This window comes from Flavobacterium sp. AC274 (assembly GCF_979258275.1).
Genome location: NZ_OZ409852.1, coordinates 5274307 through 5295939 on the forward strand (window position 1 = coordinate 5274307; position 21633 = coordinate 5295939).

At 33.5% G+C, this 21633-nt stretch carries 19 protein-coding genes and 3 pseudogenes; 5 read left to right on the forward strand and 17 right to left on the reverse strand.

Features of this window, described 5'->3' with window-relative positions:
* Positions 1 to 17: 17 nt before the first annotated feature.
* The 9 genes and pseudogenes from ACZZZT_RS23785 to ACZZZT_RS23825 all read right to left on the reverse strand — a co-directional run bounded on the left by ACZZZT_RS23785 (position 18) and on the right by ACZZZT_RS23825 (position 9665).
* Positions 18 to 1349 carry an FtsW/RodA/SpoVE family cell cycle protein gene (locus ACZZZT_RS23785; protein ID WP_302094722.1) on the reverse strand — a complete coding sequence of 444 codons (1332 nt, stop codon included), beginning with the start codon at positions 1347 to 1349 and terminating at the stop codon, positions 18 to 20.
* A gap of 49 nt (positions 1350 to 1398) precedes the next feature.
* Positions 1399 to 1767 (reverse strand): four helix bundle protein, encoded by a 369-nt coding sequence (locus tag ACZZZT_RS23790; protein ID WP_463462183.1) that lies wholly within the window; start codon positions 1765 to 1767, stop codon positions 1399 to 1401.
* A gap of 76 nt (positions 1768 to 1843) precedes the next feature.
* The gene (murD, locus tag ACZZZT_RS23795; RefSeq protein WP_463462184.1) at positions 1844 to 3175 is read right to left on the reverse strand and encodes a UDP-N-acetylmuramoyl-L-alanine--D-glutamate ligase; all 1332 of its coding nucleotides are present in this window, start codon (positions 3173 to 3175) and stop codon (positions 1844 to 1846) included.
* The gene (gene mraY, locus ACZZZT_RS23800; RefSeq protein ID WP_463462185.1) at positions 3176 to 4408 is read right to left on the reverse strand and encodes a phospho-N-acetylmuramoyl-pentapeptide-transferase; all 1233 of its coding nucleotides are present in this window, start codon (positions 4406 to 4408) and stop codon (positions 3176 to 3178) included.
* A 79-nt stretch (positions 4409 to 4487) separates the two neighbouring features.
* Positions 4488 to 5951: a UDP-N-acetylmuramoyl-L-alanyl-D-glutamate--2,6-diaminopimelate ligase gene (locus ACZZZT_RS23805; RefSeq protein ID WP_463462186.1), complete on the reverse strand. Its 1464-nt coding sequence runs from the start codon at positions 5949 to 5951 to the stop codon at positions 4488 to 4490.
* The gene (locus ACZZZT_RS23810) at positions 5948 to 7960 is read right to left on the reverse strand and encodes a penicillin-binding protein (RefSeq protein WP_463462187.1); all 2013 of its coding nucleotides are present in this window, start codon (positions 7958 to 7960) and stop codon (positions 5948 to 5950) included. Before ACZZZT_RS23810 ends, ACZZZT_RS23805 begins: the two co-directional genes overlap by 4 nt.
* Positions 7951 to 8297, reverse strand: a pseudogene (locus tag ACZZZT_RS23815) (FtsL-like putative cell division protein). The gene ACZZZT_RS23810 and the pseudogene ACZZZT_RS23815 overlap by 10 nt, the downstream one beginning before the upstream one ends.
* A 13-nt stretch (positions 8298 to 8310) precedes the next feature.
* Positions 8311 to 9219, reverse strand: coding sequence for a 16S rRNA (cytosine(1402)-N(4))-methyltransferase RsmH (gene rsmH / locus ACZZZT_RS23820; RefSeq protein WP_207384882.1), 909 nt, complete (start codon positions 9217 to 9219; stop codon positions 8311 to 8313).
* Positions 9194 to 9665, reverse strand: a pseudogene (locus tag ACZZZT_RS23825) (division/cell wall cluster transcriptional repressor MraZ). The gene rsmH and the pseudogene ACZZZT_RS23825 overlap by 26 nt, the downstream one beginning before the upstream one ends.
* A 377-nt stretch (positions 9666 to 10042) precedes the next feature.
* Between ACZZZT_RS23825 and ACZZZT_RS23830 the strand changes: the two are divergent.
* Entirely contained in the window at positions 10043 to 10807 is a 765-nt protein-coding gene (locus tag ACZZZT_RS23830) for an alpha/beta fold hydrolase (RefSeq protein WP_042563790.1), read from the forward strand.
* A gap of 42 nt (positions 10808 to 10849) precedes the next feature.
* A complete protein-coding gene (yihA, locus tag ACZZZT_RS23835) occupies positions 10850 to 11470 on the forward strand; it encodes a ribosome biogenesis GTP-binding protein YihA/YsxC (RefSeq protein ID WP_042563789.1) in 621 nt (206 codons plus the stop codon).
* A 216-nt stretch (positions 11471 to 11686) separates the two neighbouring features.
* Here yihA and gldC read toward each other — a convergent pair whose 3' ends face one another.
* Both gldC and gldB read right to left on the reverse strand, forming a co-directional pair.
* Positions 11687 to 12022, reverse strand: coding sequence for a gliding motility protein GldC (gene gldC / locus ACZZZT_RS23840; protein WP_042563788.1), 336 nt, complete (start codon positions 12020 to 12022; stop codon positions 11687 to 11689).
* Positions 12022 to 12978: a gliding motility lipoprotein GldB gene (gldB, locus tag ACZZZT_RS23845; RefSeq protein ID WP_463462188.1), complete on the reverse strand. Its 957-nt coding sequence runs from the start codon at positions 12976 to 12978 to the stop codon at positions 12022 to 12024. The genes gldC and gldB overlap by 1 nt, the downstream gene beginning before the upstream one ends.
* Before the next feature lie 99 nt (positions 12979 to 13077).
* Between gldB and nadE the strand changes: the two genes are divergently transcribed.
* Positions 13078 to 13884 carry an NAD(+) synthase gene (gene nadE, locus ACZZZT_RS23850; protein WP_463462189.1) on the forward strand — a complete coding sequence of 269 codons (807 nt, stop codon included), beginning with the start codon at positions 13078 to 13080 and terminating at the stop codon, positions 13882 to 13884.
* Positions 13885 to 13978: 94 nt separating this feature from the next.
* Positions 13979 to 14608 (forward strand): response regulator transcription factor, encoded by a 630-nt coding sequence (locus ACZZZT_RS23855; protein WP_026730588.1) that lies wholly within the window; start codon positions 13979 to 13981, stop codon positions 14606 to 14608.
* 103 nt (positions 14609 to 14711) lie between these two features.
* Here the strand turns inward: ACZZZT_RS23855 and dnaG are convergent, their stop codons facing one another.
* The 6 genes and pseudogenes from dnaG to ACZZZT_RS23885 all read right to left on the reverse strand — a co-directional run bounded on the left by dnaG (position 14712) and on the right by ACZZZT_RS23885 (position 20580).
* Positions 14712 to 16772, reverse strand: a complete 2061-nt coding sequence (dnaG, locus tag ACZZZT_RS23860; protein ID WP_463462190.1) for a DNA primase — start codon at positions 16770 to 16772, stop codon at positions 14712 to 14714.
* Between the two features lie 128 nt (positions 16773 to 16900).
* A complete protein-coding gene (locus ACZZZT_RS23865; RefSeq protein WP_463462191.1) occupies positions 16901 to 17953 on the reverse strand; it encodes a hypothetical protein in 1053 nt (350 codons plus the stop codon).
* A 197-nt stretch (positions 17954 to 18150) separates the two neighbouring features.
* Positions 18151 to 18867, reverse strand: coding sequence for a hypothetical protein (locus tag ACZZZT_RS23870; RefSeq protein ID WP_463462192.1), 717 nt, complete (start codon positions 18865 to 18867; stop codon positions 18151 to 18153).
* Entirely contained in the window at positions 18854 to 19414 is a 561-nt protein-coding gene (locus ACZZZT_RS23875; protein WP_463462193.1) for an RNA polymerase sigma factor, read from the reverse strand. Before ACZZZT_RS23875 ends, ACZZZT_RS23870 begins: the two co-directional genes overlap by 14 nt.
* 190 nt (positions 19415 to 19604) lie before the next feature.
* A complete protein-coding gene (locus ACZZZT_RS23880) occupies positions 19605 to 19841 on the reverse strand; it encodes a hypothetical protein (protein ID WP_463462194.1) in 237 nt (78 codons plus the stop codon).
* A pseudogene (locus ACZZZT_RS23885) lies at positions 19814 to 20580 on the reverse strand (polyprenyl synthetase family protein). The gene ACZZZT_RS23880 and the pseudogene ACZZZT_RS23885 overlap by 28 nt, the downstream one beginning before the upstream one ends.
* Before the next feature lie 159 nt (positions 20581 to 20739).
* Between ACZZZT_RS23885 and ACZZZT_RS23890 the strand changes: the two are divergent.
* Entirely contained in the window at positions 20740 to 21600 is an 861-nt protein-coding gene (locus ACZZZT_RS23890; RefSeq protein ID WP_463462195.1) for a hypothetical protein, read from the forward strand.
* The last annotated feature ends 33 nt before the right edge of the window (positions 21601 to 21633 follow it).

A 21633-nucleotide genomic window follows, 5' to 3' on the forward strand; every position in this document is an offset into this window, starting at 1 on the left:
CTATTCTCTTTTTCTTTTTACTTATTTAAAACTGCATTCATCGGATTTCTTGAATTATCTTCGATGGAATACATTGGTTCTCCTTCGTAGATTTCTCCTCTAATTTCTTCTCTCTCATCAATCGGCAAGTCTTCTTCTGCCAATTCTTTATCAATCAATCTTTGAAGCGCTTCTTTTCTTCTTTCCTTTTCTTGTTGCTCTTCTACGATTTCTTCATCTTTTTTAGTCACACTAATGATAATTCCGAGAGCGAAACACGTCATCCAGATCGAACTACCTCCACTACTTATCAGCGGAAGTGTTTGCCCTGTTACAGGCAATAATTCTACTGCAACAGCCATATTAATCATAGCCTGAAATATCATCGGAAAACCGAGCCCAACTACGACTAATTTTCCAAATAATGTGTTGGCTTTATGCGAAGCAATTACAAATCGGAACAAAAGCAACAAATACAAAAGCAAGATCGAAACACCACCCACAAGTCCATATTCTTCAACAACAATAGCATAAATAAAATCGGAAGAAGATTGTGGCAAAAAGTTTTTCTGAACACTTTTCCCTGGTCCTAAACCTCCTAATCTCCCTGATGCAATGGCGATTTTTGCTTTTTCAATTTGATAATCATCTTCATCAGGCTTATCTGTAGTGAAATTCGTAATACGACTTTCCCAGGTTGCTACCCTGCTAAAGAATCTTGATTCCGGAAATGCTTTGGCAACTAATAAAAAGAAAGCCAGCATTGCGATTCCTGAACCGATAATAAAACCGATGTATTTTAGTGGATATTTACCAATAAAAGTCAACATCATAACCATTGAAAAAATCAATGCTGTTGTCGAAAAGTTAGCCGGTAGAATAAGTACTAACGTAATAAAAACCGGAATCCAAAGCTGTACAAATGAGGTTTGAAACGGCTCATTTTCCTCTTTGGTTTTTGATAAATATCTTGCTACATATATGAATAAAACTATAGAGGCCAAAGTTGAAGTCTGAAACGTAATCCCTATAAACGGAACCTGAATCCAACGACTTGCATTTGCACCTGCGATTACGGTTCCTTTCAGCAATGTATAAAGCAATAAAATCCATACTACAGGCAAAGCAATTTTTGAAATCGCCCTGAAATAATGATACGGAACTTTATGTACCCAATAAATAATCATGAACCCAATACAAATGTGCGCCAAGTGTTTTACCAAATAGCCTAATGTATTTCCTGTTCCGTGACCGATATAAGCCAAATTACTACTCGCACTAAAAACAGGCATAAACGAAAACAGCGCCAATAAAGCCACGAATGACCATATTACTCTATCTCCTTTTAATTTATTTACTAGCTCTTTCATATTTTAGATTTCTGATTTTAGATTTTAGATTATTTTTAAAATCTTCGATTTATTGATTTTTACTATTCATTCGTTTGTTTACTGTTTTTAAACTGCTCACGAAAATGGCCGTTAGTTCATTTCCTTCTTTCCAAATTGTTTCTAATTCAGTTTTACTTATCCACAACTTTTCTTTTATTACTTCTAACCAAAACAAAGTTTCATCTGCTTCTTCTAAAACTATATTCATTTTAGATATAAATTCACGATCACTTCTTGCTCTGCAAACTGCTCTATAATTTGCACCAACTGATGTTCCACTCCTCACTATTTGATTTGCAACTACTTTTACAATATATGTTGTTGGCAATTTTTCTGCTAAATCTATTATCATCAAAGAGAACTTTTTTGTTCTCAACTTCATTTCATCCGTCGTCATACTTTTAAGAACTTATTTTATCTTTTTTAGTTCAAAGTTTAGAAACAATCTAAAATCTAAACTCTAAAATCTAAAATTATAAATTGTGAACTGCTTGTTTGAATTGCTTTCCACGATCTTCATAGTTTTCGAATAAATCGAAACTTGCGCAAGCCGGAGACAATAAAACAGCATCACCTTTTTCTGTTAATCTTTGTGCTGTTTTTACTGCATCGTTCATGTTGTTTACTTCAACCATAATATCAACAACAGCTCCAAAAGCATTAATAATTTTATGATTATCAACTCCTAAACAAATAATTGCTTTTACTTTTTCGCGAACTAATGACATCAATTCGTTGTAATCGTTTCCTTTATCAACACCACCCACAATCCAAACAGTTGGCACATTCATACTATCTAAAGCAAAGAAAGTAGCGTTTACATTTGTCGCTTTTGAATCGTTGATGTATTGTACATTCTGAATTTTTAATACTTTTTCTAAACGGTGTTCAACACCTTGAAAATTTGATAAACTTTCGCGAATTGTTGCATTTCTAATTTGCATCAATTTTGCTACAGAGCTTGCTGCCATTGCATTTTTCATATTATGTTTTCCTTCTAACGCAATGTATTCTGTTTCCATTGTAAACTCTTCTTGGTTGATCTTTATTTCCATTTTGTTGTTATTTATAGAAGCTCCTTCGTCAAAACTTTTTGTTAGTGAAAAAGGAATTAATTTTGCTTTTGTTTTGTTGTTTTTTAACCATTCTGTACTTGCTTCATCATCTGCATCGTAAATCAAATAATCGCTTTCAGTCTGGTTCATTGTTATTCGAAACTTCGAATCGATATAATTTTGATACTTATATTCATATCGGTCTAAATGATCCGGGCTTATATTTGTAATTATTGCAATATCAGGTCTGTATTCTATTATTCCGTCAAGCTGAAAACTACTTAATTCAAGAACGTATGCATCATATTTATTTTCGGCTACCTGCCAGGCAAAACTTTTTCCGATGTTTCCTCCCAACCCTACATTCAAACCTGCAGATTTCAATAAGTGATGCGTTAACATTGTTGTGGTAGTTTTACCGTTACTTCCTGTAATTCCAATTGTAAGAGCTTCTGTAAACGGTTTAGCAAATTCAATTTCCGAAATCACTTTAATCCCCGCTGCGACAAGTTTTTTTACAATGGGAGATTTCTCTGGAATTCCCGGACTTTTCATGACGACATCGGCATTCAAAATCAGGTCTTCTGTGTGTTGCTCTTCTTCCCAGGCAATCCCATTAATTATAAGAACTTCTTTATAGCTTTCTTTTATCTTTCCAAAATCAGATACAAAAACATCGTATCCTTTTTTCTTTCCGAGAATAGCCGTTCCAACGCCACTTTCTCCTCCGCCTAAAACTACCAGTCTCATCTATCTTAATTTTAGGGTAACAATTGATAATATGGCTAACATGATGGCAACAATCCAGAATCGGGTTACGATTTTACTTTCATGATAGCCCTTTTTTTGATAATGATGATGTAATGGCGACATCAGAAAAATTCTTCGGCCTTCGCCAAAACGTTTTTTCGTATATTTAAAATATGCCACCTGAATAATTACTGAAGCACTTTCCGCAAGGAAAATTCCGCAAAACAATACAATCAAAATTTCTTTACGAACCGCAATTGCCAAAACTGCAATGATTCCACCAATGGTTAAACTTCCGGTATCCCCCATAAAAACAGAGGCGGGATAGGAATTATACCAGAGAAATCCAATCAAAGCTCCCACAAAGGCAGATATAAAAACCGTCATTTCTCCTGAATTGGGTATATACATTATATTGAGGTAATTCGAAAAAATTATATTTCCTGAAACAAACGTAAATATTCCGAGTGCGAGGACCGATATTGCCGAGGTTCCTGCGGCGAGTCCATCAATTCCATCTGTTAAATTGGCCCCGTTAGAAACTGCTGTGATGATAAAAATCACTACGGGAATAAAAATCAACCATGCCCATTTTTCATATCCATCTCCTAAAAACGATAAAACTTCTGCATAATCAAATTCATTATTTTTTACGAATGGAATTGTTGTTGCAGTTGATTTTTCTTCAACAGGAGCTGGTACAACCATAGTTGTAGTCGTATTTGCTCTCAACAAATCGGTTCTTCCAGTATCGGTTCTTACGGTAACAGCAGGATTGAAATACAAAACCGTACCTACAATAAGTCCTAACCCAACTTGCCCAATAACTTTAAAAATTCCTTTAAGCCCTTGTTTATCTTTTTTGAATATTTTGATATAATCATCCACAAAACCAATTGTTCCCATCCAAAGTGTAGTTACAATAAGCAATACGATGTAAATATTTTGCAAACGAGCAAACAATAAAACTGGTAAAATAGTAGCAAAAATGATAATCAAGCCCCCCATTGTTGGTGTTCCAGCTTTTTCATTTTGACCAGCCAGACCAAGCTCACGAACTGTTTCACCAACTTGCTGCTTACGCAAAAAATTGATAACCCGTTTTCCGTAAATTGTTGATAGAAGCAACGAAAGCATAAATGCCAACGCTGATCTAAAAGTAATGTACTGAAAAACTCCCGCTCCCGGCATGTCTAATGTTTTTCTCAAATATTCAAATAAATAGTATAGCATATTTCTTTGTTTTAAACTCCAATTTTGAAACTCCAAATTCCAATCTATCTGTGGTATTTTCGGATTTAAAAACTGATTATTATTTATTTAGCTGATCTAATATTTCTTTTACTGTTTCCATATCATCAAAATGATGACGAACTCCATTTATTTCCTGATAAGTCTCGTGTCCTTTTCCGGCAATTAATATAATATCATTACGCTGAGCCAATTGACAAGCCGTTTTAATAGCTTGCTTTCTATCTGTAATTCTCAGCATTTTTTTATAATTCTGTGGTTCAACACCTTTTTCCATTTCATCCAAAATCACTTCAGGATCTTCATTTCTTGGATTATCAGATGTTAAAATGGCTTTATCGCTTAAATCTGTAGCAATTTTAGCCATAATTGGTCTTTTAGTTTTATCCCTGTTTCCGCCGCAGCCTACAACCGTAATCAATTGTTCGTTTTTAGTTCGGATGTCGGCAATCGTTTTTAAAACATTGTCTAATGCATCCGGCGTATGCGCATAATCTACAATTGCTGTAATATTTCCTTCTGAAATGATATACTGAAAACGTCCTGAAACGCTTTCTAAATCAGATAATAAACGCAAAGCTTCTAAACTGTCCATTCCTAATTCCACCGCAGTTCCGTAAATAGCCAGGACATTATAAGCATTAAAAGTTCCGATAAGTTTTACCCAAACTTCGTTATCATTTACTTTCAATAATAAACCTGACAATTGGCTTTCTAAAATTTGAGCTTTAAAATCAGCATAAGTTTTTAGAGCGTAAGTTCTTTTTCTTGCAACCGTATTTTGAAGCATTACGGGTCCGTTTTTATCATCTATATTGGATAAAGCGAAAGCCGTTTTTGGCAATGAATCAAAAAATGTTTTTTTTACATCTCTGTATTCTGCAAAAGTTGGATGATAATCTAAATGATCGTGCGAAAGATTCGTAAAAATCCCTCCAACAAAATGCAAAGCTTCTGTACGTTTTTGGTGAATTCCATGTGAACTCACCTCCATAAAACAATGCGTTACACCAGCTTCAATCATCTCATTTAAATAATGATTAATGGTGATAGAATCCGGAGTTGTATGTGTTGCATTATATTCTGTTTCATCAACCATGATTTTTACGGTTGATAATAAACCTACTTTAAAACCTGCTTTTTGAAACAACTGAAACAATAATGACGCAATTGTTGTTTTTCCGTTTGTACCGGTTACGCCAACTAATTTTAACTTTTCAGAAGGATTTCCAAAATAATTAGCCGCCATAAAAGCCAATGCCGTATTGGTATCTTTTACTTTTATATACGTGATTCCTTTTGCAGGATTGTCTGGTAAAGTATCGCAAATAATAGCAATTGCACCTAATTGAATTGCTTTTTCGATATAATCGTGACCATCAGAAAGTGATCCGCGAATGGCTATAAAAACATCATTGTCTTCAATTTTTCTTGAATCGAAATCAATTTTGTTTACTGCGATTTCTGTCGAACCAGTTACAGACTCAATAGCTACTTTATATAATATGTCTTTCAGTATTTTCACGATAATTCTAATACTATAGTTGTGTTTTTACTAATATTTTGTCCAGCTTGTAACGACTGTTTTTTTACTTTTCCTACTCCGTTTACTTTTACTTTCAAGCCTAAGTTTTCAAGTAAAGCAATAGCATCCATTCCGGGCATTCCTTTTAAATCCGGAATTCGATTTGATTTTTTATTGGCTTCAACTACATAATATTTATCATAACTAGAATCCTGTTTTGGAACTCTTGAATCCAGTTTTTTAATTTTATTGGTTGATGGCGCATCTGTAAATATCTTTTGGGCAATTCTTTTAAAAACCGGACCTGCAACATCGGCACCATAATAATTATTCTTAGATGTATTTGGTTTGTGAACCACTACAATACAAGAATATTTAGGATGATCTGCCGGAAAATATCCTACGAAAGAAGAAGCGTAATACAACGCTGATTTCCCTTCTTTCCCTCCATAATTCATCTGAGCTGTTCCTGTTTTTCCTGCCATCGAAAAATCTTTCGAATACAATTTTGATCCTGTTCCTTTTTTAACAACATTCTCTAATACTGCTTTCAGTTTTTTAATAGTTTCCTGTGAACAAACTCTTGGGTTCATTACTTCAACATCAAACTTTTTAATGGTCTTATTCCACTCTTTAATTTCTGACACAAATTGCGGCCTTACCATTACACCATTATTGGCAACTGAATTGTAAAATGCAAGTGTTTGCATTGGTGTAACTGAAACTTCATATCCAAAAGCCATCCACGGAAGTGAAATTCCCGACCAATGTTTATCTCCTGGTTTTGGTATATAAGGCCTTCCTTCTCCTTTAAAATGCAATCCTAATGGTTTATCTAATCCATAACTCTTAATGTGATTCACAAACTTGGATGGATTACTTTTATAGTTTTCATAAACTGCCTGAACCATTACGGTATTTGACGAAAGTTCGAAACCACGTGCTAATGAAACTTTTCCATAACCTCCATGGTGCGAATCATTAACAGGACGTCCATAATATTTTACTTGTCCGCCATGACTATCGTAAACCGTACTTGTATCTGCTACTTTATCTTCTAAAATCGCCATTAAATCGACCAATTTAAAAGTCGAACCAGGCTCATGAGATTCTGCAACAGCGTAATTTGTGGTTTCATAATACGATCCGTCTTCTGCTCTTCCTAAATTCGAAATTGCTTTTACGTGACCGGTTTCTGTTTCCATAACCACTACACAACCGTGATCGGCTTCGTAATCTTCCAATTGTTTCAACAAAGCGTGGTGCGCGATATCCTGAATAAAAACATCAATTGTCGAGATTACATCGTAACCATCGATAGGATCAACTTCGTTTAAATCACGAATTGGTTTCCACTGCCCTTTTGCAATTTTTTGTTTTAAAATTTTACCGTCTTTTCCGTTCAAGTAACTTTTAAAAGCCCATTCAATTCCTTTTCCTACTTCTACTCCTGTTGCAGGATCAATTCGATCGTAACCAATGGTTCTTTCTGCAATTTTTCCTATTGGGTGTTTTCTAACAGTCTCCTGCTCAATAATAATTCCGCCTTTAAACGGACCTAAATTGAACAATGGAAATCCTTTTATTTTTACATATTCTGTATAACTCAAATTGCGTCCTATTAAATAGTAGCGATTTTTGTTTTCTCTGGCTTTTCTTAATTCTTTTTCATAATAACCTCCCGGTCTATCCAAAACCGTTGCTAATGAATCTGATAACGCTTTTACATGCTTTTCAAAAGTTTCTGTTTTTGGCGCTTTTGCATCAAATCTAATTTCATAATTAGGAATTGATGTTGCCAGCAAACTTCCGTCTGCAGAATAGATATTTCCTTTATTGGCCGGAATTACAAAATTCTTAATGGTACGCTGTTTTGCCAGTTTTCTATAGTAATCTCCTTCAACCCATTGAATATTAGTTAATTTAACAACAATAGCAATTGCCATCAAAAAGATGAAAACTGCTACGAGGTAAATTCTGTAGGATATATGTTTATCGTCTACTGCCATATTCTTTTAAAGAAATTTTTTCTTCTTCTTTTTTAACTTCTATTTTTACAGGAGGAACCGTTGATGGAAAAATTTGCTTTTCCTGCATTTTATCCGATATCGTCGACTCCATTTTTAACTTCATTAATTCTGATCTTCTGTCTACAAATTCTGATCGTAATTCTTTTACTTCATTATTCAGTTTTGCAATTTCAAAAACCTTTTGCTCGTATCGTTGCGTATTGGCAATCATTATTATGGCAAGCAAAATGAGAAAAACAATAAACCGCCAGTTTTTTACTGCGTCATCGTTTAATAGAAATCTTGCTTTTAATATGCTAAATACTCCGCCTTTCATTTTTATACCTTAATTATATCTTTTCAGCAATTCTTAATTTTGCGCTTCTTGCTCTGTTATTAATTTTAATTTCAGCATCATCCGGAACAATCAATTTTCCAATGGTTTTAAAAGGAACTGAGAAGTTCCCAAAAAAATCACGCTCAGGCTCTCCTTCAAACATTCCGTTTTTAATAAATCTTTTTACCAATCTGTCTTCTAAAGAATGATAAGAGATTACTGAAAATCTTCCGCCCGGTTTTAAAATTTCTAACGATTGCTCGATAAATTCTTTTAAAACATCCATTTCCTGATTTACCTCAATTCTAATCGCCTGATAAATCTGCGCTAATATTTTATTTTTAACTCGTTCCGGTAAATATTTTGCCAGAACTTCTTTTAATTCATCTGTTGTTTTAATTGGTCTATGCTCTCTGGCTTCTACAATTGTTCTTGCCAAAACGGGTGCATTTTTCAACTCCCCATAATCAAAAAAAACACGACGTAAATCCTGTTCTTCATATTCGTTAACCACCCGATAAGCATTTAAATCACTTTTCTGATTCATCCGCATATCCAGATCGGCATCAAATCTGGTTGAGAAACCTCGCTCCGGAACATCAAACTGATGGGATGAAACTCCTAAATCTGCCAAAATTCCATCTACACTTTTTACTCCGTGAAAACGTAAAAATCTTTTTATAAATCTAAAGTTCTCATTAATTAAGGTAAACCTTTCATCCGGTAATGCATTTGCAAGCGCATCTTCATCCTGATCAAAAGCAAACAATTTTCCGTTTGGTCCCAATCGTTTCAAAATTTCTTTTGAATGACCTCCGCCACCAAATGTTACATCTACATATATTCCGTCTGGCTTAATATCTAAACCATCAACTGTAGGATGAAGTAAAACCGGATTATGATATTCCATTGTCGTCGTCATTAATATTTCCCATTACTTCTTCGGCTAAATCTGCAAAATCCATATCTTCGCCGCTTATTGATTTTTCATATAAATCCTTATCCCAAATCTCCACAATATTAACCGCAGATGAAAAAACCACATCTTTTGAAATACTTGAAAAAGCAACCAAATCCTTTGGGACCAATAATCTTCCTAATGCATCAATTTCTACCACTTTAACTCCTGCAGTAAATCTTCGAATAAAATCATTGTTTTTTTACAAAACGATTAAGCTTGTTGATTTTTTGCATCATCAAATTCCACTCGTCCATTGGATATAATTCTAAACACGGTTGAAAAACAGAGCGCTTCAAAACGAAACCGTCCTGAAGAGATGAAGCCAATTGCTTTTTTAAAGGTGCAGGCATCATTAGCCTTCCTTTAGCATCGACTTTACACTCGTATGTTCCTACAATTGTGTTCAAGAAAAATTCATTAACATGTTATACAGCAAAAATATAAAAAAAAATACCACATTTTACCACAATCTACCACTTTGTTAATAAGTTTAACCGCTTTTACCACAACTCACTTAATTAATAGATAATCAATACGATAGATTATAATTATTGAATTGATAATTCTGTTTAACAATTGCAAAAAATACATAGACTTTCTCTTAAAAATTAGCCATAATATTAATTTTTTAACATTTGGCAATTATTCATTTTTAAACAATAAAACCTGATTTTTAACCACTTATAAATCCTACTGAAATTATCTAGTTAAAAAATGTCACCAAAAATTTATTTTTATTTATTAAACCCTATATTTGTCCAAATTGAAATTGGCATTAGATTAAATGGACAAAAACTACAAAAAAGAAGGCAAATACAGCTATTATGAAGCTGGAGAAGGAACTCCTATCGTAATTTTACACGGCTTAATGGGAGGTCTAAGTAACTTTGATGCTGTAGCAGAATATTTCCCAACAAAAGGATACAAAGTTGTTATCCCTGATTTGCCAATATATACCCAAAGTATTCTAAAAACGAACGTAAAAAGTTTTGCGAAATATGTAAAAGACTTTATCACTTTTAAAGGTTTTGATAAAGTAATTTTATTAGGTAATTCACTTGGAGGACATATTGCTCTTTACCATACAAAATTATATCCCGAAAAAGTCGCAGGTCTTGTAATTACCGGAAGTTCTGGTCTTTACGAAAGCGCAATGGGAGACAGTTATCCAAAAAGAGGTGATTATGAATACATCAGAAAGAAAGCTGAAGATGTTTTTTATGATCCAAAAATTGCTACTCCGGAATTGATAGATGAAGTTTATGCAACCGTAAATGACCGCATTAAATTAATCAAAACCTTAACGATTGCAAAGAGTGCTATTCGCCACAATATGGCCAAAGATTTACCAAAAATGACAGTGGAAACCTGTATTATTTGGGGTAAAAATGATGCCGTAACTCCACCAAATGTGGCCGAAGAATTTGATAAATTATTACCTAATTCATCTTTATACTGGATAGACAAATGTGGACACGCTGCTATGATGGAACATCCTCAGGAATTTAATGCAATTCTTGAAGAATGGCTCGTTAAAAAGAATTTATAGCACTTAACTTTCGATTTTAAGGAGGTTTTAAAAACAAAACACATGAAAATTACAACCGCCGAATTTATTATCAGTAATTCTGAAGTTGCAAAATGTCCACAGGATTTTTTGCCGGAATATGCTTTTATCGGAAGATCAAATGTTGGTAAATCATCGTTGATTAACATGATTACCAATCATAAAAATTTAGCAAAAACATCCGGAAGACCTGGAAAAACACAACTTATAAATCACTTTAAAATCAATAACAATTGGTTTTTAGTCGATTTACCGGGTTACGGTTATGCTAAAGTATCTAAGAAAACAAAATCTGTTTTTCAACAATTTATTACCGATTATTTTGAAACGAGAGAACAGCTTGTATGCGCTTTTGTTTTGATTGATATTCGCCACGAAGCTCAAAATATTGACATTGAATTTATGTCATATATGGGCGAAAGCGAAATTCCGTTTTGCATTATTTTTACTAAAGCAGACAAAATCAGTAAAGTAAAAATAGATTCGCATGTTGCAGCTTACAAAAAACAAATGTTTGCTAATAACTGGGAAGAAATGCCTCGATATTTTGTAACCTCATCTACAGAATCCACTGGAAAAGAAGAACTTTTATCTTATATCGACGAAGTAAATCAGGAAGTTTTTAAGAACAATAGTCAATTTTAAAATTCCAAATTTAGAAATTCCAAATTCCAATAAAAAGGAAATAATATTCAATAAAAAAATCCCAAATTCCAATTGTAAATTTGGGATTTTTTTATTGGAATTTCAATTCCTTAGGTTACTTTGTCAAACTTTGTGTAAAAAAACCTTTGTCAAAGTTTTAAACTTTGACAAAGGTCTCTCGCATGGTTTGGAATTTGGAATTTAAAATATTGGGATTTATTTAGTAAGTTCCAGTTTCTCTGCAAAATAATCACAGAAATCTTTCATTGTATCTGCCATCTTTTCGTCGTCTGTGGCACGTTTAAACGTATCTGACATTGCCACTAATGTTTGGTGAAAGAAAATTTTCATTTCATCAACCGGCATATCTTTTGTCCACAAATCAATACGCATTGTTTCTTTGGCTTTGCTATCCCAAATAGACAACATTATTGCTTTTGCTTCTTCAGCTTGTACGCCACCGTCTTGCGCGCTCCATGTTAATTTTTCAGGAACACGGTTTTCGTCTAATTCTATATTGAATTTAATTTCTGAGTTTATTGTATCTGACATTATTTCTTAGGTTTATATTTGGACTTTTCGAAAATTTCTTTAGCATTTGTTTTTAATAATTCCGGCAGCGTTACATTATTATTTTTCATGAACGAACGTACTATTTGCCAGCCAATCCAGGCACCAACTCTTCCGGGAGAATCGTTATCTATTTCAAGATAAAATTTAGAAAATGGTGCAGGAGCAATAAATCGGGTATTTAATTTAGGATCTTCACTATATAGCATTTCGTTTTCAATAAAATGACGCCACATGTATTCTTCATTTTCTTCACACCATTTTATTTGTTCTGGCGTATAACCCATTTTTTCTGCATCTGTATAGTCTGGTAAAAGTAAATCTTTGGCATACAATTGTTTTCCTTCAAAAATCATTTGAGAAAGCAAAGTTCTATCCGCAGAAGCCGGAATTTTTCTAAAAGAAAAACTAGAAACTACATCAGGCATAATTTGTCTTTCCTCAAAATTCTCTTTCAGGTAATTTGGAAATTCATAAAATTTATGGTTTTTCCCCAAATACAATTCTAAGGCTACAATAACCAGACTATCTGCGTAAATTGCTTTTGCATTATAATCCATCTCTCCTATTACCGTAATTACTTTTGGTGTTTTAGTTTCAGGAAAATAATATTTTACGTGTTGGAAAAGCGCATTTAATTCTTCACGAACAGGTTCAAAATTGGAATATTTTTTTTCAACTTCTGTATAAACTTCTCTCCAGATTGGATCCTGCATTTTATTCAGCCACACATTATCATCATTCCCGGGAGGAAAAAAGAAAGGATATTGTTTTTTTACTTTGGCTAAATCCTGAGGTTTTGTTTCAAAAAATACTTTATCGAAACGTTCTACTTTTACATCAACCGGGATTTCCTCAACAGCTTTTTCTACTTTACTTTTTTGATCACAAGACAAAAAAAACAAGCACAGAACCACTACAAAGCGATATAATTTCATTTTATTTTAATTAGATTTGTGTTGCATGAATTTAAGCACAACATGCACTTAAAAATATTTGTGCAAATATACATTCCAGTATCTTAAACTTGACCTATTATGACTAAAAAAAGTACAATTCAAGCAGAAAAAGTAAATACGCATATTGTTGAGTGGTTAAAAAATTACGCTAGCAATGCAAAAGTAAATGGTTTTGTAATCGGAATTTCCGGTGGAGTTGACTCTGCTGTAACTTCTACTCTATGTGCCCAGACGGGTTTAAAAGTTCTATGTGTTGAAATGCCTATTCATCAGGCAGAAAGTCAGGTTTCGAGAGGAAGAGAACATATTGACCAATTAAAAAAGCGTTTTCCTAACGTTTCGGATGTAAAAACTGACTTAACATCAACTTTTGAAGCTTTTAAGGCTTCTGTACCTTCTACAGAAGATTCAACAAAAGTTAATTTATCACTAGCCAACACACGTGCACGTATCCGTATGACGTCATTATATTATTTAGCCGGAATTCATGGCTTATTAGTTGCAGGAACAGGGAATAAGGTAGAAGACTTTGGTGTTGGTTTTTATACTAAATATGGAGACGGTGGAGTCGATTTAAGTCCAATTGCCGACTTAATGAAATCGGATGTTTATGCTCTTGGAGAATTTTTAACAATTCCAAGCTCAATTTTAACAGCAGCGCCTACAGACGGTTTATTTGGCGATAACAGAACCGATGAGGATCAATTGGGAGCAAGTTACGACGAACTTGAATGGGCAATGGAAGCCGCAGAGTCAGGAAAGACGCCAGCTGACTTCACTGGGAGAGAAAAATCTGTCTTTGAAATTTATAAACGTTTAAACACCAGCAACAAGCATAAAATGGATGCCATACCTGTCTGTTTAATACCAAAAACGTTAAAATAAAACTTTTTAACATTTGTCTGCGATTAATTACAGAATTTATTTATTAATTTTACAGCTCCAAAAAACATGATAATAATTCTAAAAAGGTAAAATTATGATTAAAGTATGTCTTGCAGACAATCATCCTGTGACTCACTTTGGCGTGAAATCTTATTTCAAAGACCACGATCAAATTTCAATTGTTGCTAACGTAGGCAATTTTTCAATGGTTAGAGATATTCTTCAGACGAAGGAGATCGATATTCTAATTCTGGATTTAGAATTAGAAGGTCTTTCGAGCATCTTCGAAGTGAAATCTATCCTAAAAAATTTCCCGAAAACAAAAATTGTAATCTTCAGTGATCTCGCTGAACAAATGTATGCTCCAAACGCGATTAAAGCGGGAGTTTCCGGTTACGTGCACAAAACAGAAAAACTTGAAACTTTAGGTCTTTCTATTATTAAAGTACACGAAGGGAAAATTATTATCAACGAAACTGTACGTAAAAACATGGCGCTTATTGCTAAACAAAGCAAAAGCGAACGCTTGTACAGAAAACTTTCGAACCGCGAAATTGAGGTTTTGCGTTACTTAAGCGATGGTAAAAAGAATAATGAAATCTCTAAAATTTTAAACCTGAACGAAAAAACGATCAGTACTTACAAATTGAGATTATTAACTAAATTAAACGTGACTAATTTAGTTGACTTAGTAAATAAAGCTAAGACATTAGAAATTATTTAATGGTGTAAAATTACTCTTGCTGATATCTTCCAAATATCAGTTGAATAATCCAGAAACCGTAAACAAAAGCTCTGTACTATTAAGTACAGAGCTTTTTAAGTTTTTAGTGATAAGGAACTACAACCCTGCCTAATTTTCTTGAAAAATTATTCAGCAGTTTAGAATAATCAACTACCATAGATAAAAGTTCTGAATTATCTTCTTGCGGATCTGACAATAAAGATTGTTTTAATTCCTGTATAATTTTTGAAACCAAATACCAGCGCATCGAGAAAATGGTGTCTGAAACATTTTGTTCTATTGTTACATTTTTATGTTTTGGAAAAATGTTTTGTCCTTCCCAATTGTGAATAGCCACTTTTTCATCTTCCATTAATATATTGGTCACTTCCTGAGCAAATTCCGGTGGTAAATGCATTAAATATTTATCTAAACTAAAACTTTCGTTTTGGTTGTAAAAATCAATCAAACCGTTAAAAATACTTTGGAATAAAGAATTGGAGAGTTCCACCTCATCTTCCTGAAGGCTTAAATATACTTTTTCGTAAACTTTATATTTTCTTTTTTCGCTTACTTCCTTAATAACGCCTTCTTCATCGGCTTTTAAATAAACATCTTCAAAATCTTCTAGAACACTTCCGTAAAGCAATAATATTTCGATTATTTTACGTTCAAAACCATATAGAATATCTACTTTTTCTGCCTGCTGTGGATATCCCGGTTCTCCCGGATAATCGTCCGGCGGACCTGTTCTTGGATCGTCCGGATCTCCTCCTGAATATCCCACATTTTTGGGATTTTGGTTTCTAACTACTTCAAAAGGTTTTTGTTCCTGCTTTTGCTTTTTATTGGCTTCTGCAATATCTTTTTGAATCAACTGTGCCAGTGTACTTACTAAAACCTGCTCCGAAATATCCATAATTCGGGCACATTCCTGAAGATATACTTCTCGCTGAATACGGTCTGGTATTTTCGAAATACTCGTTACCATATCCCGAATCAAATCTGCTTTTTTGATTGGATCGTTTTTGGCTTCGTTCATTAAAATTGAAGCTTTAAACTGTATAAAATCTTTGCTGTTTGCTTCTAAATAGGCTACTAAATCATCGTGAGAATTTTTTCGTGCAAAACTATCCGGATCTTCCCCATCAGGAAAAGTACAAACTCTTACGTTCATTCCTTCTTCCAGAATCAAATCGATTCCTCGAATAGACGCGCGCAAACCTGCAGCATCTCCATCAAAAAGCACAGTAATGTTTTTCGTTAAACGATTGACCAAACGAATTTGATCTGGCGTTAAAGCTGTCCCTGAAGAAGCCACAACATTCTCGATTCCGGCCTGATGAAACTGGATTACATCGGTATAACCTTCAACCAAATAGCAATTGTTGAGTTTTGCGATAGATTGTTTGGCCTGAAAAATTCCGTAAAGCACTCTACTTTTATGGTAAATATCACTTTCTGGAGAGTTTAAATATTTGGCTGCTTTTTTATCATTGGTTAAAATACGTCCTCCAAATCCTAAAACTCGTCCGGACATACTTTCTATAGGAAACATTACACGACCCTTAAAACGGTCAAAAGGGCGATCTTCTCTGGCAATTGTCAAACCCGTGCTTTCCAGAAATTCAAGTTTGTATCCTTTACCCAAAGCTTCCTTAGTCAATGCATCCCAGGTTTCCGGTGAATATCCTAAACTAAATTTCTTGATGGTTTCGTTGGTAAAACCTCTTTCCTTAAAATAGGAAAGTCCAATTGCTTTTCCTTCTTCTGAATGTAAAAGTGTATTATGAAAATATTCTTTTGCAAATTCTGAAACCAAGTACATACTTTCGCGAACATCCGTAATGGCTTTTTCAGCATCTGTCTGTTCGGTTTCTTCAATTTCAATATTGTATTTTCTAGCTAGGTATCGAATAGCTTCCGGATAGGTAAATTGTGAGTGTTCCATTAAAAATTTAACAGAGTTTCCTCCTTTTCCGGTACTAAAATCTTTCCAGATTCCTTTTGCAGGCGATACCATAAACGACGGAGAGCGCTCATCTGAGAAAGGACTCAGACCTTTAAAATTACTTCCGGCGCGTTTTAAATTTACGAAATCACCAATAACCTCCTCTACACGAGCAGTTTCAAAAACAGTATCAATTGTATTTTGTGAGATCAAAACGTAAAATATTTTTAGAATTTAGAGCCTGTAAAAGTACACAAATCAATCTTGAAATTTTATCATTTTTTCATAAAAAAAGCACTTCTTTCAAAGTGCTTTTTTACTAACTAAACTCAACTCAATTTTTAATTTAAATCGAAACGCAATCCTAATGAAATATTTTTTTCGTCAACCACATTATCCTGAAACAAAGGATTTAAATCATATTTTGCATACAAACTCAACGATTTGTAACCAATGTAAGAACTCAATCCGTAAATAAAATTATTTACATTGTAATCGCCTTTTATGGTTGTTTTATATTTTAAATCTTCTTCTTCAAATTTTAGGATTTGTTTCGATTTTACGTTAATTCCGGCATAACCTCCAATTCCGAAACGGAAACTTTTATGTGTTTTAAAATACGTTTTTCCGTTACTTACTGTGGGTTTTGTAAAATCAAATTCTAAATGTACAGGCAATACTAAATACACATTTCTAAATCGGGATTCATTGAGATTTATCGCATTGACCTCCAAATTTGTCTGATCTTGATTTACTACAAAACTGCGATTGTCTGTTGGACGAATATTATTATACATTAATGACAGTCCGTATTTTGCATGCAATAAATTATTGTTTTTCATTAATCTTGAATTATAAGTAAAACCCCATTCATAAAAATGCGAACCTATAAAACTATAATTTGAATCCTGAAGTTTGCCATCGACCATCATATTATTTAATCCCATTGCAAATACAAATTGCGAAGTGGTTCTTTTTTCGCCATGAATAGAATCTTTTGATTTTTTTCTTTCTTCCCAATTTCGATCATTCCAGTGAATAACCAGCATATGTTTTTTTGTTGAATCCTGCTCTTGGATTTTTCCATCTACTTTTTGCTGTACCAGATCATTAAGTTCATTTTGAGCCAAAGTAATTTTTTCTTCGATTATTACGGCTCGGGCTTCAGCCAGTTCTTTTTTGCGTTTATCGGCTTGTTCCTGAGTTATTTTCCCTTCAGATAACTGAACATTTACAGCTTCAACTTCTTCTTTTAAAGCAGCTTTTTCTTCTTTTGTTATCTTTTCTATTTTATCGGCAATTTGCTTTGCTCTTGATTCAAAAGTTTCCTGTCCCAACACTTTGCTGACAAATAAGAAAACTAAAATTACGAGGTAAACGGTAAAATTTTTCATGATTGATTTTTTAATTTGATTGTTGATTGATGATGATTAATTGTGAATTGTAAATACTTTTATTCCATCTCCATCGGGTTAATCCCGATAGCTATCGGGACGACGCTAAAATATGGATCGTTCCTCCGGAACTAAAAATCTATATTCTATTTTCTTTACTCTTTATTCTTTTTTCTTTTTTCTTTACTCTTTCTTCTTTACTCCTCCTGATTTCTATTCGCCAATGCCACTTTTACAGTTTGATAGTTTTTATTGACTTTTGTAATCACTTTTTCTCTAAATGAAGTTTCTAATTCTCCATCGACCTGATTAAGTAAATCACTGGCGTTGATTTTTATTTTCGATTTTGGTTTAGCCGAATGTTCTGCCACCACAGTTTTTTCGGCTGTGTTTAGCAATTGATCGACATTTTCATTTTTAGAAGTTTCGACCACTAAAGTTTGATTATTGATTGATTGTTTTTCCTGATTGTTTTTGATGATGATTGAAGACTCCACTATTTGATTTTTTTCATTTTTTATAAGTTGATATGGTTTTTGTATAGAAACGTCCGGATTACTATTTGTCTCTTTTTTATTTGTTGCTTTTTCAGAAGTTGCAATTTCTATTTTACCAGATTCTATCCTATTTATATTGGGTTTTACTGCCGAGTCTTTTTTTGTAACTTCTTCTATAACAACATTATTCTTTGGAGTCTCAACAGAATCTTTCTTCTGATTGAAAAAGAAAGTTCCAACTAATAAAAAACCAACAATACTTGCCGCGATATACAACCATTTATAGTTCTTTTTAGGCTGTTTTTCTTCTGCAATACTCAACATAGCGTCTAATCGATCCCAGGCTTTGTTGCTTGGTTCAATTGTACGTTGGTTTAGTTTTTCACGGAAATCCTTTTCAAAATTATTCGGTTCCATTATCTTGTTTTTTTAATGTATTAATTTGTGTCTGCAGCATTTTTCTGGCGTGCGATAATTGCGATTTTGATGTTCCTTCATTTATACCTAACATCTTGGCAATTTCATTGTGTTTGTAACCTTCAATCGCATATAAATTGAAAACCATTTTGTAACCGTCTGGCAAAGCATCAATTAAAAACTGAATTTGTTCTATCGAAAACTGGCTGTCAATGGCGTTGAAACTTTCTTCGACATAAATTTCGTCTTCGGTAAATTTTACCTTTTTCTGAACTCTTAAATACGATATGCATTCATTAACCATAATTCGGCGAATCCAGCCTTCAAAACTTCCTTTGTGTTCAAATTTGTTCAGATTGGTAAACACTTTCATGAAAGCAGTTATCATTACATCTTCTGCCAGTTGAATGTCTTTTATATATTGCCGACAAACACTTAACATTTTTGGAGAAAACCGCCCGTAAATTTGCTGTTGAGCTTGTCGATTATTCTCGACAGCCAACTTTATAATTTCAGTTTCTTCCTGATGTAAATGAATAATTTTCATTAATAAGCGCTCCGGTTTTGTTTTACTAACAGACTTCTATTAGCATAGACGAGTTTGGTTTTGAAATGGTTGCATGGGAAATAAAAAAAAATCAAAAAATAAATTCCAAATTCCAAAATAAAAAACAAAAACAACTGATTTACAACAAAGTAAAACAATTATCTAATTTTCTAATTGACAAATTATCTAATTACTTCTTTCTCTCAATAACGTAATTCACCATCAGAATAAGGGCATCTTTAAACTCAGAATCGGGGTAATTCTCTAATAGTGAAAGTGCTTCCTGCTGGAATTCGATCATTTTATTTTCGGCGTAAGCCAAACCATTATTGTTTTTTACAAAAGCAATAACTTCTTTTACGCGTTTTTTGTCTTTGTTGTGGTTTTTGATGGAGTTTATCAGCCACTTTTTTCTTGCGGAGTACAAGTATTTAAAACATGAATTAAAGGCAAAGTCATTTTTTGCTCCTTAATATCGATTCCGGTTGGTTTACCTATGGCTTCTTCGCTGTAATCGAATAAGTCATCTTTGATTTGAAACGCCATTCCGATAAGTTCACCGAATTTGCGCATGTTCTCGACCTGAATATCATCTTCAATTACCGATTTTGCGCCAAGAGCGCAACAAGCCGCAATAAGTGTAGCAGTTTTTTTCGGATAATTTCGTAATAAACCTCTTCTGTAATATCGAGTCTTCTGGCTTTTTCTATCTGAAGCAATTCTCCTTCGCTCATTTCGCGAACGGCGACAGAAATAATTCGGAGTAAATCGAAATCGCCATTATCTATCGAAAGCAATAATCCTTTCGACAATAAATAATCACCAACCAAAACAGCAATTTTATTTTTCCAAAGTGCATTGATAGAAAAGAATCCGCGGCGGCGATTACTGTCATCAACCACATCATCGTGCACTAAAGTTGCGGTATGAATAAGCTCAATAACAGAAGCTCCTCGATACGTTCTTTCATTTACAATACCCCCGGAAACCATTTTTGATGTCAGAAAAACAAACATCGGACGCATTTGTTTTCCTTTTCGATTTACAATATAATACGTAATTCTATTCAGCAACGCAACCTTTGAGGTCATCGATTCATGGAACTTTTTTTCGAAAAGTTCCATTTCGTTAAAAATGGGCTGTTTTATTTGAGAAGTAATGTTCATTTCGACTCCAAATATACTATTTTAAATAAAAAAACGTTGACTATTTTATGTTAGTATATGAACAATTTATGTACTAATTAAAAAATTAACCAAAAAAACATCTAATTCCAATTCCCAATTTGAATTCATTAATTAAAAGTAAAACCTAAACTATTTATTATGAAAACAAAATCTTTATTAATTGGAACTTGTATCACTTTATCATTTTTTATTAGTTGTAATTCTGATGAAAGTGGAAACGACGGAACGAATGCTAAAATTTCAAATGACGAAATTGTTACCAATTCTAAAATTGATGCATCGATAGAGGATGTAACTAATATTGCTGAAGATCAATTTGATGCTCAGCAAAACAGCACTAATAAACCTAGCGGAATAATCAAAAACTTTTTACCAAGCTGCGCCACAATTACTACTGTTTTAACCAATAATACCTGGACAAGAACGGTTGATTTTGGTGTTGAAGGCTGTACGTTAGACAATGGAAATTCGGTAAAAGGAAAAATGATTGTTTCGTTCTCTAATGACTTTTCTGCATCGACACAAACGATTAGTTATACTTTTGAAGGTTTTTACCACAATGGCAAAAAAATTCAGGGAAGCAAGAGCATTGTTCGAACTAAAAAAGCTACCGATTTGCTTGCAGAAGTGCATCCGGTTTTAACAGCAACAATTGACATGACTGTTACTTTTGATGATGGAGGCGTATATACACGAAAAGGAACTTTGACAAAAGAAACTATTTCCGGTTATGATACCTGGTTTAATTGGGATGATAATAAATCTGTTGTAACAGGAAGCGGAACCACAACTTTCCCAAATGGCGATACTTATTCGGCAGAAATTACAACTCCATTGGAATTTAATGCTGCGTGTAAAAAACCATTTGCCGTAAAAGGTGTTTTATCGTTAACTAAGAACGGAGCTAATGCTGTTATTGATTATGGAAATGGAGATTGCAACACTTTGGTAACAGTTACTAAAGATGGAGTAACCGAAGAAATAGATTTGAAAAAATAAGCCTTTTTTGCCCAAAAAAAGCATTAAAAACAG

Coding starts and splice junctions, on each gene's coding strand:
- ACZZZT_RS23785 (WP_302094722.1), bottom strand. CDS start 1,349: ATGAAAGAGCTAGTAAATAAATTAAAAGGAGATAGAGTAATATGGTCA.
- ACZZZT_RS23790 (WP_463462183.1), bottom strand. CDS start 1,767: ATGACGACGGATGAAATGAAGTTGAGAACAAAAAAGTTCTCTTTGATG.
- murD (WP_463462184.1), bottom strand. CDS start 3,175: ATGAGACTGGTAGTTTTAGGCGGAGGAGAAAGTGGCGTTGGAACGGCT.
- mraY (WP_463462185.1), bottom strand. CDS start 4,408: ATGCTATACTATTTATTTGAATATTTGAGAAAAACATTAGACATGCCG.
- ACZZZT_RS23810 (WP_463462187.1), bottom strand. CDS start 7,960: ATGGCAGTAGACGATAAACATATATCCTACAGAATTTACCTCGTAGCA.
- rsmH (WP_207384882.1), bottom strand. CDS start 9,219: ATGACGACGACAATGGAATATCATAATCCGGTTTTACTTCATCCTACA.
- ACZZZT_RS23830 (WP_042563790.1), top strand. CDS start 10,043: ATGGACAAAAACTACAAAAAAGAAGGCAAATACAGCTATTATGAAGCT.
- yihA (WP_042563789.1), top strand. CDS start 10,850: ATGAAAATTACAACCGCCGAATTTATTATCAGTAATTCTGAAGTTGCA.
- gldC (WP_042563788.1), bottom strand. CDS start 12,022: ATGTCAGATACAATAAACTCAGAAATTAAATTCAATATAGAATTAGAC.
- gldB (WP_463462188.1), bottom strand. CDS start 12,978: ATGAAATTATATCGCTTTGTAGTGGTTCTGTGCTTGTTTTTTTTGTCT.
- nadE (WP_463462189.1), top strand. CDS start 13,078: ATGACTAAAAAAAGTACAATTCAAGCAGAAAAAGTAAATACGCATATT.
- ACZZZT_RS23855 (WP_026730588.1), top strand. CDS start 13,979: ATGATTAAAGTATGTCTTGCAGACAATCATCCTGTGACTCACTTTGGC.
- ACZZZT_RS23865 (WP_463462191.1), bottom strand. CDS start 17,953: ATGAAAAATTTTACCGTTTACCTCGTAATTTTAGTTTTCTTATTTGTC.
- ACZZZT_RS23870 (WP_463462192.1), bottom strand. CDS start 18,867: ATGGAACCGAATAATTTTGAAAAGGATTTCCGTGAAAAACTAAACCAA.
- ACZZZT_RS23875 (WP_463462193.1), bottom strand. CDS start 19,414: ATGAAAATTATTCATTTACATCAGGAAGAAACTGAAATTATAAAGTTG.
- ACZZZT_RS23890 (WP_463462195.1), top strand. CDS start 20,740: ATGAAAACAAAATCTTTATTAATTGGAACTTGTATCACTTTATCATTT.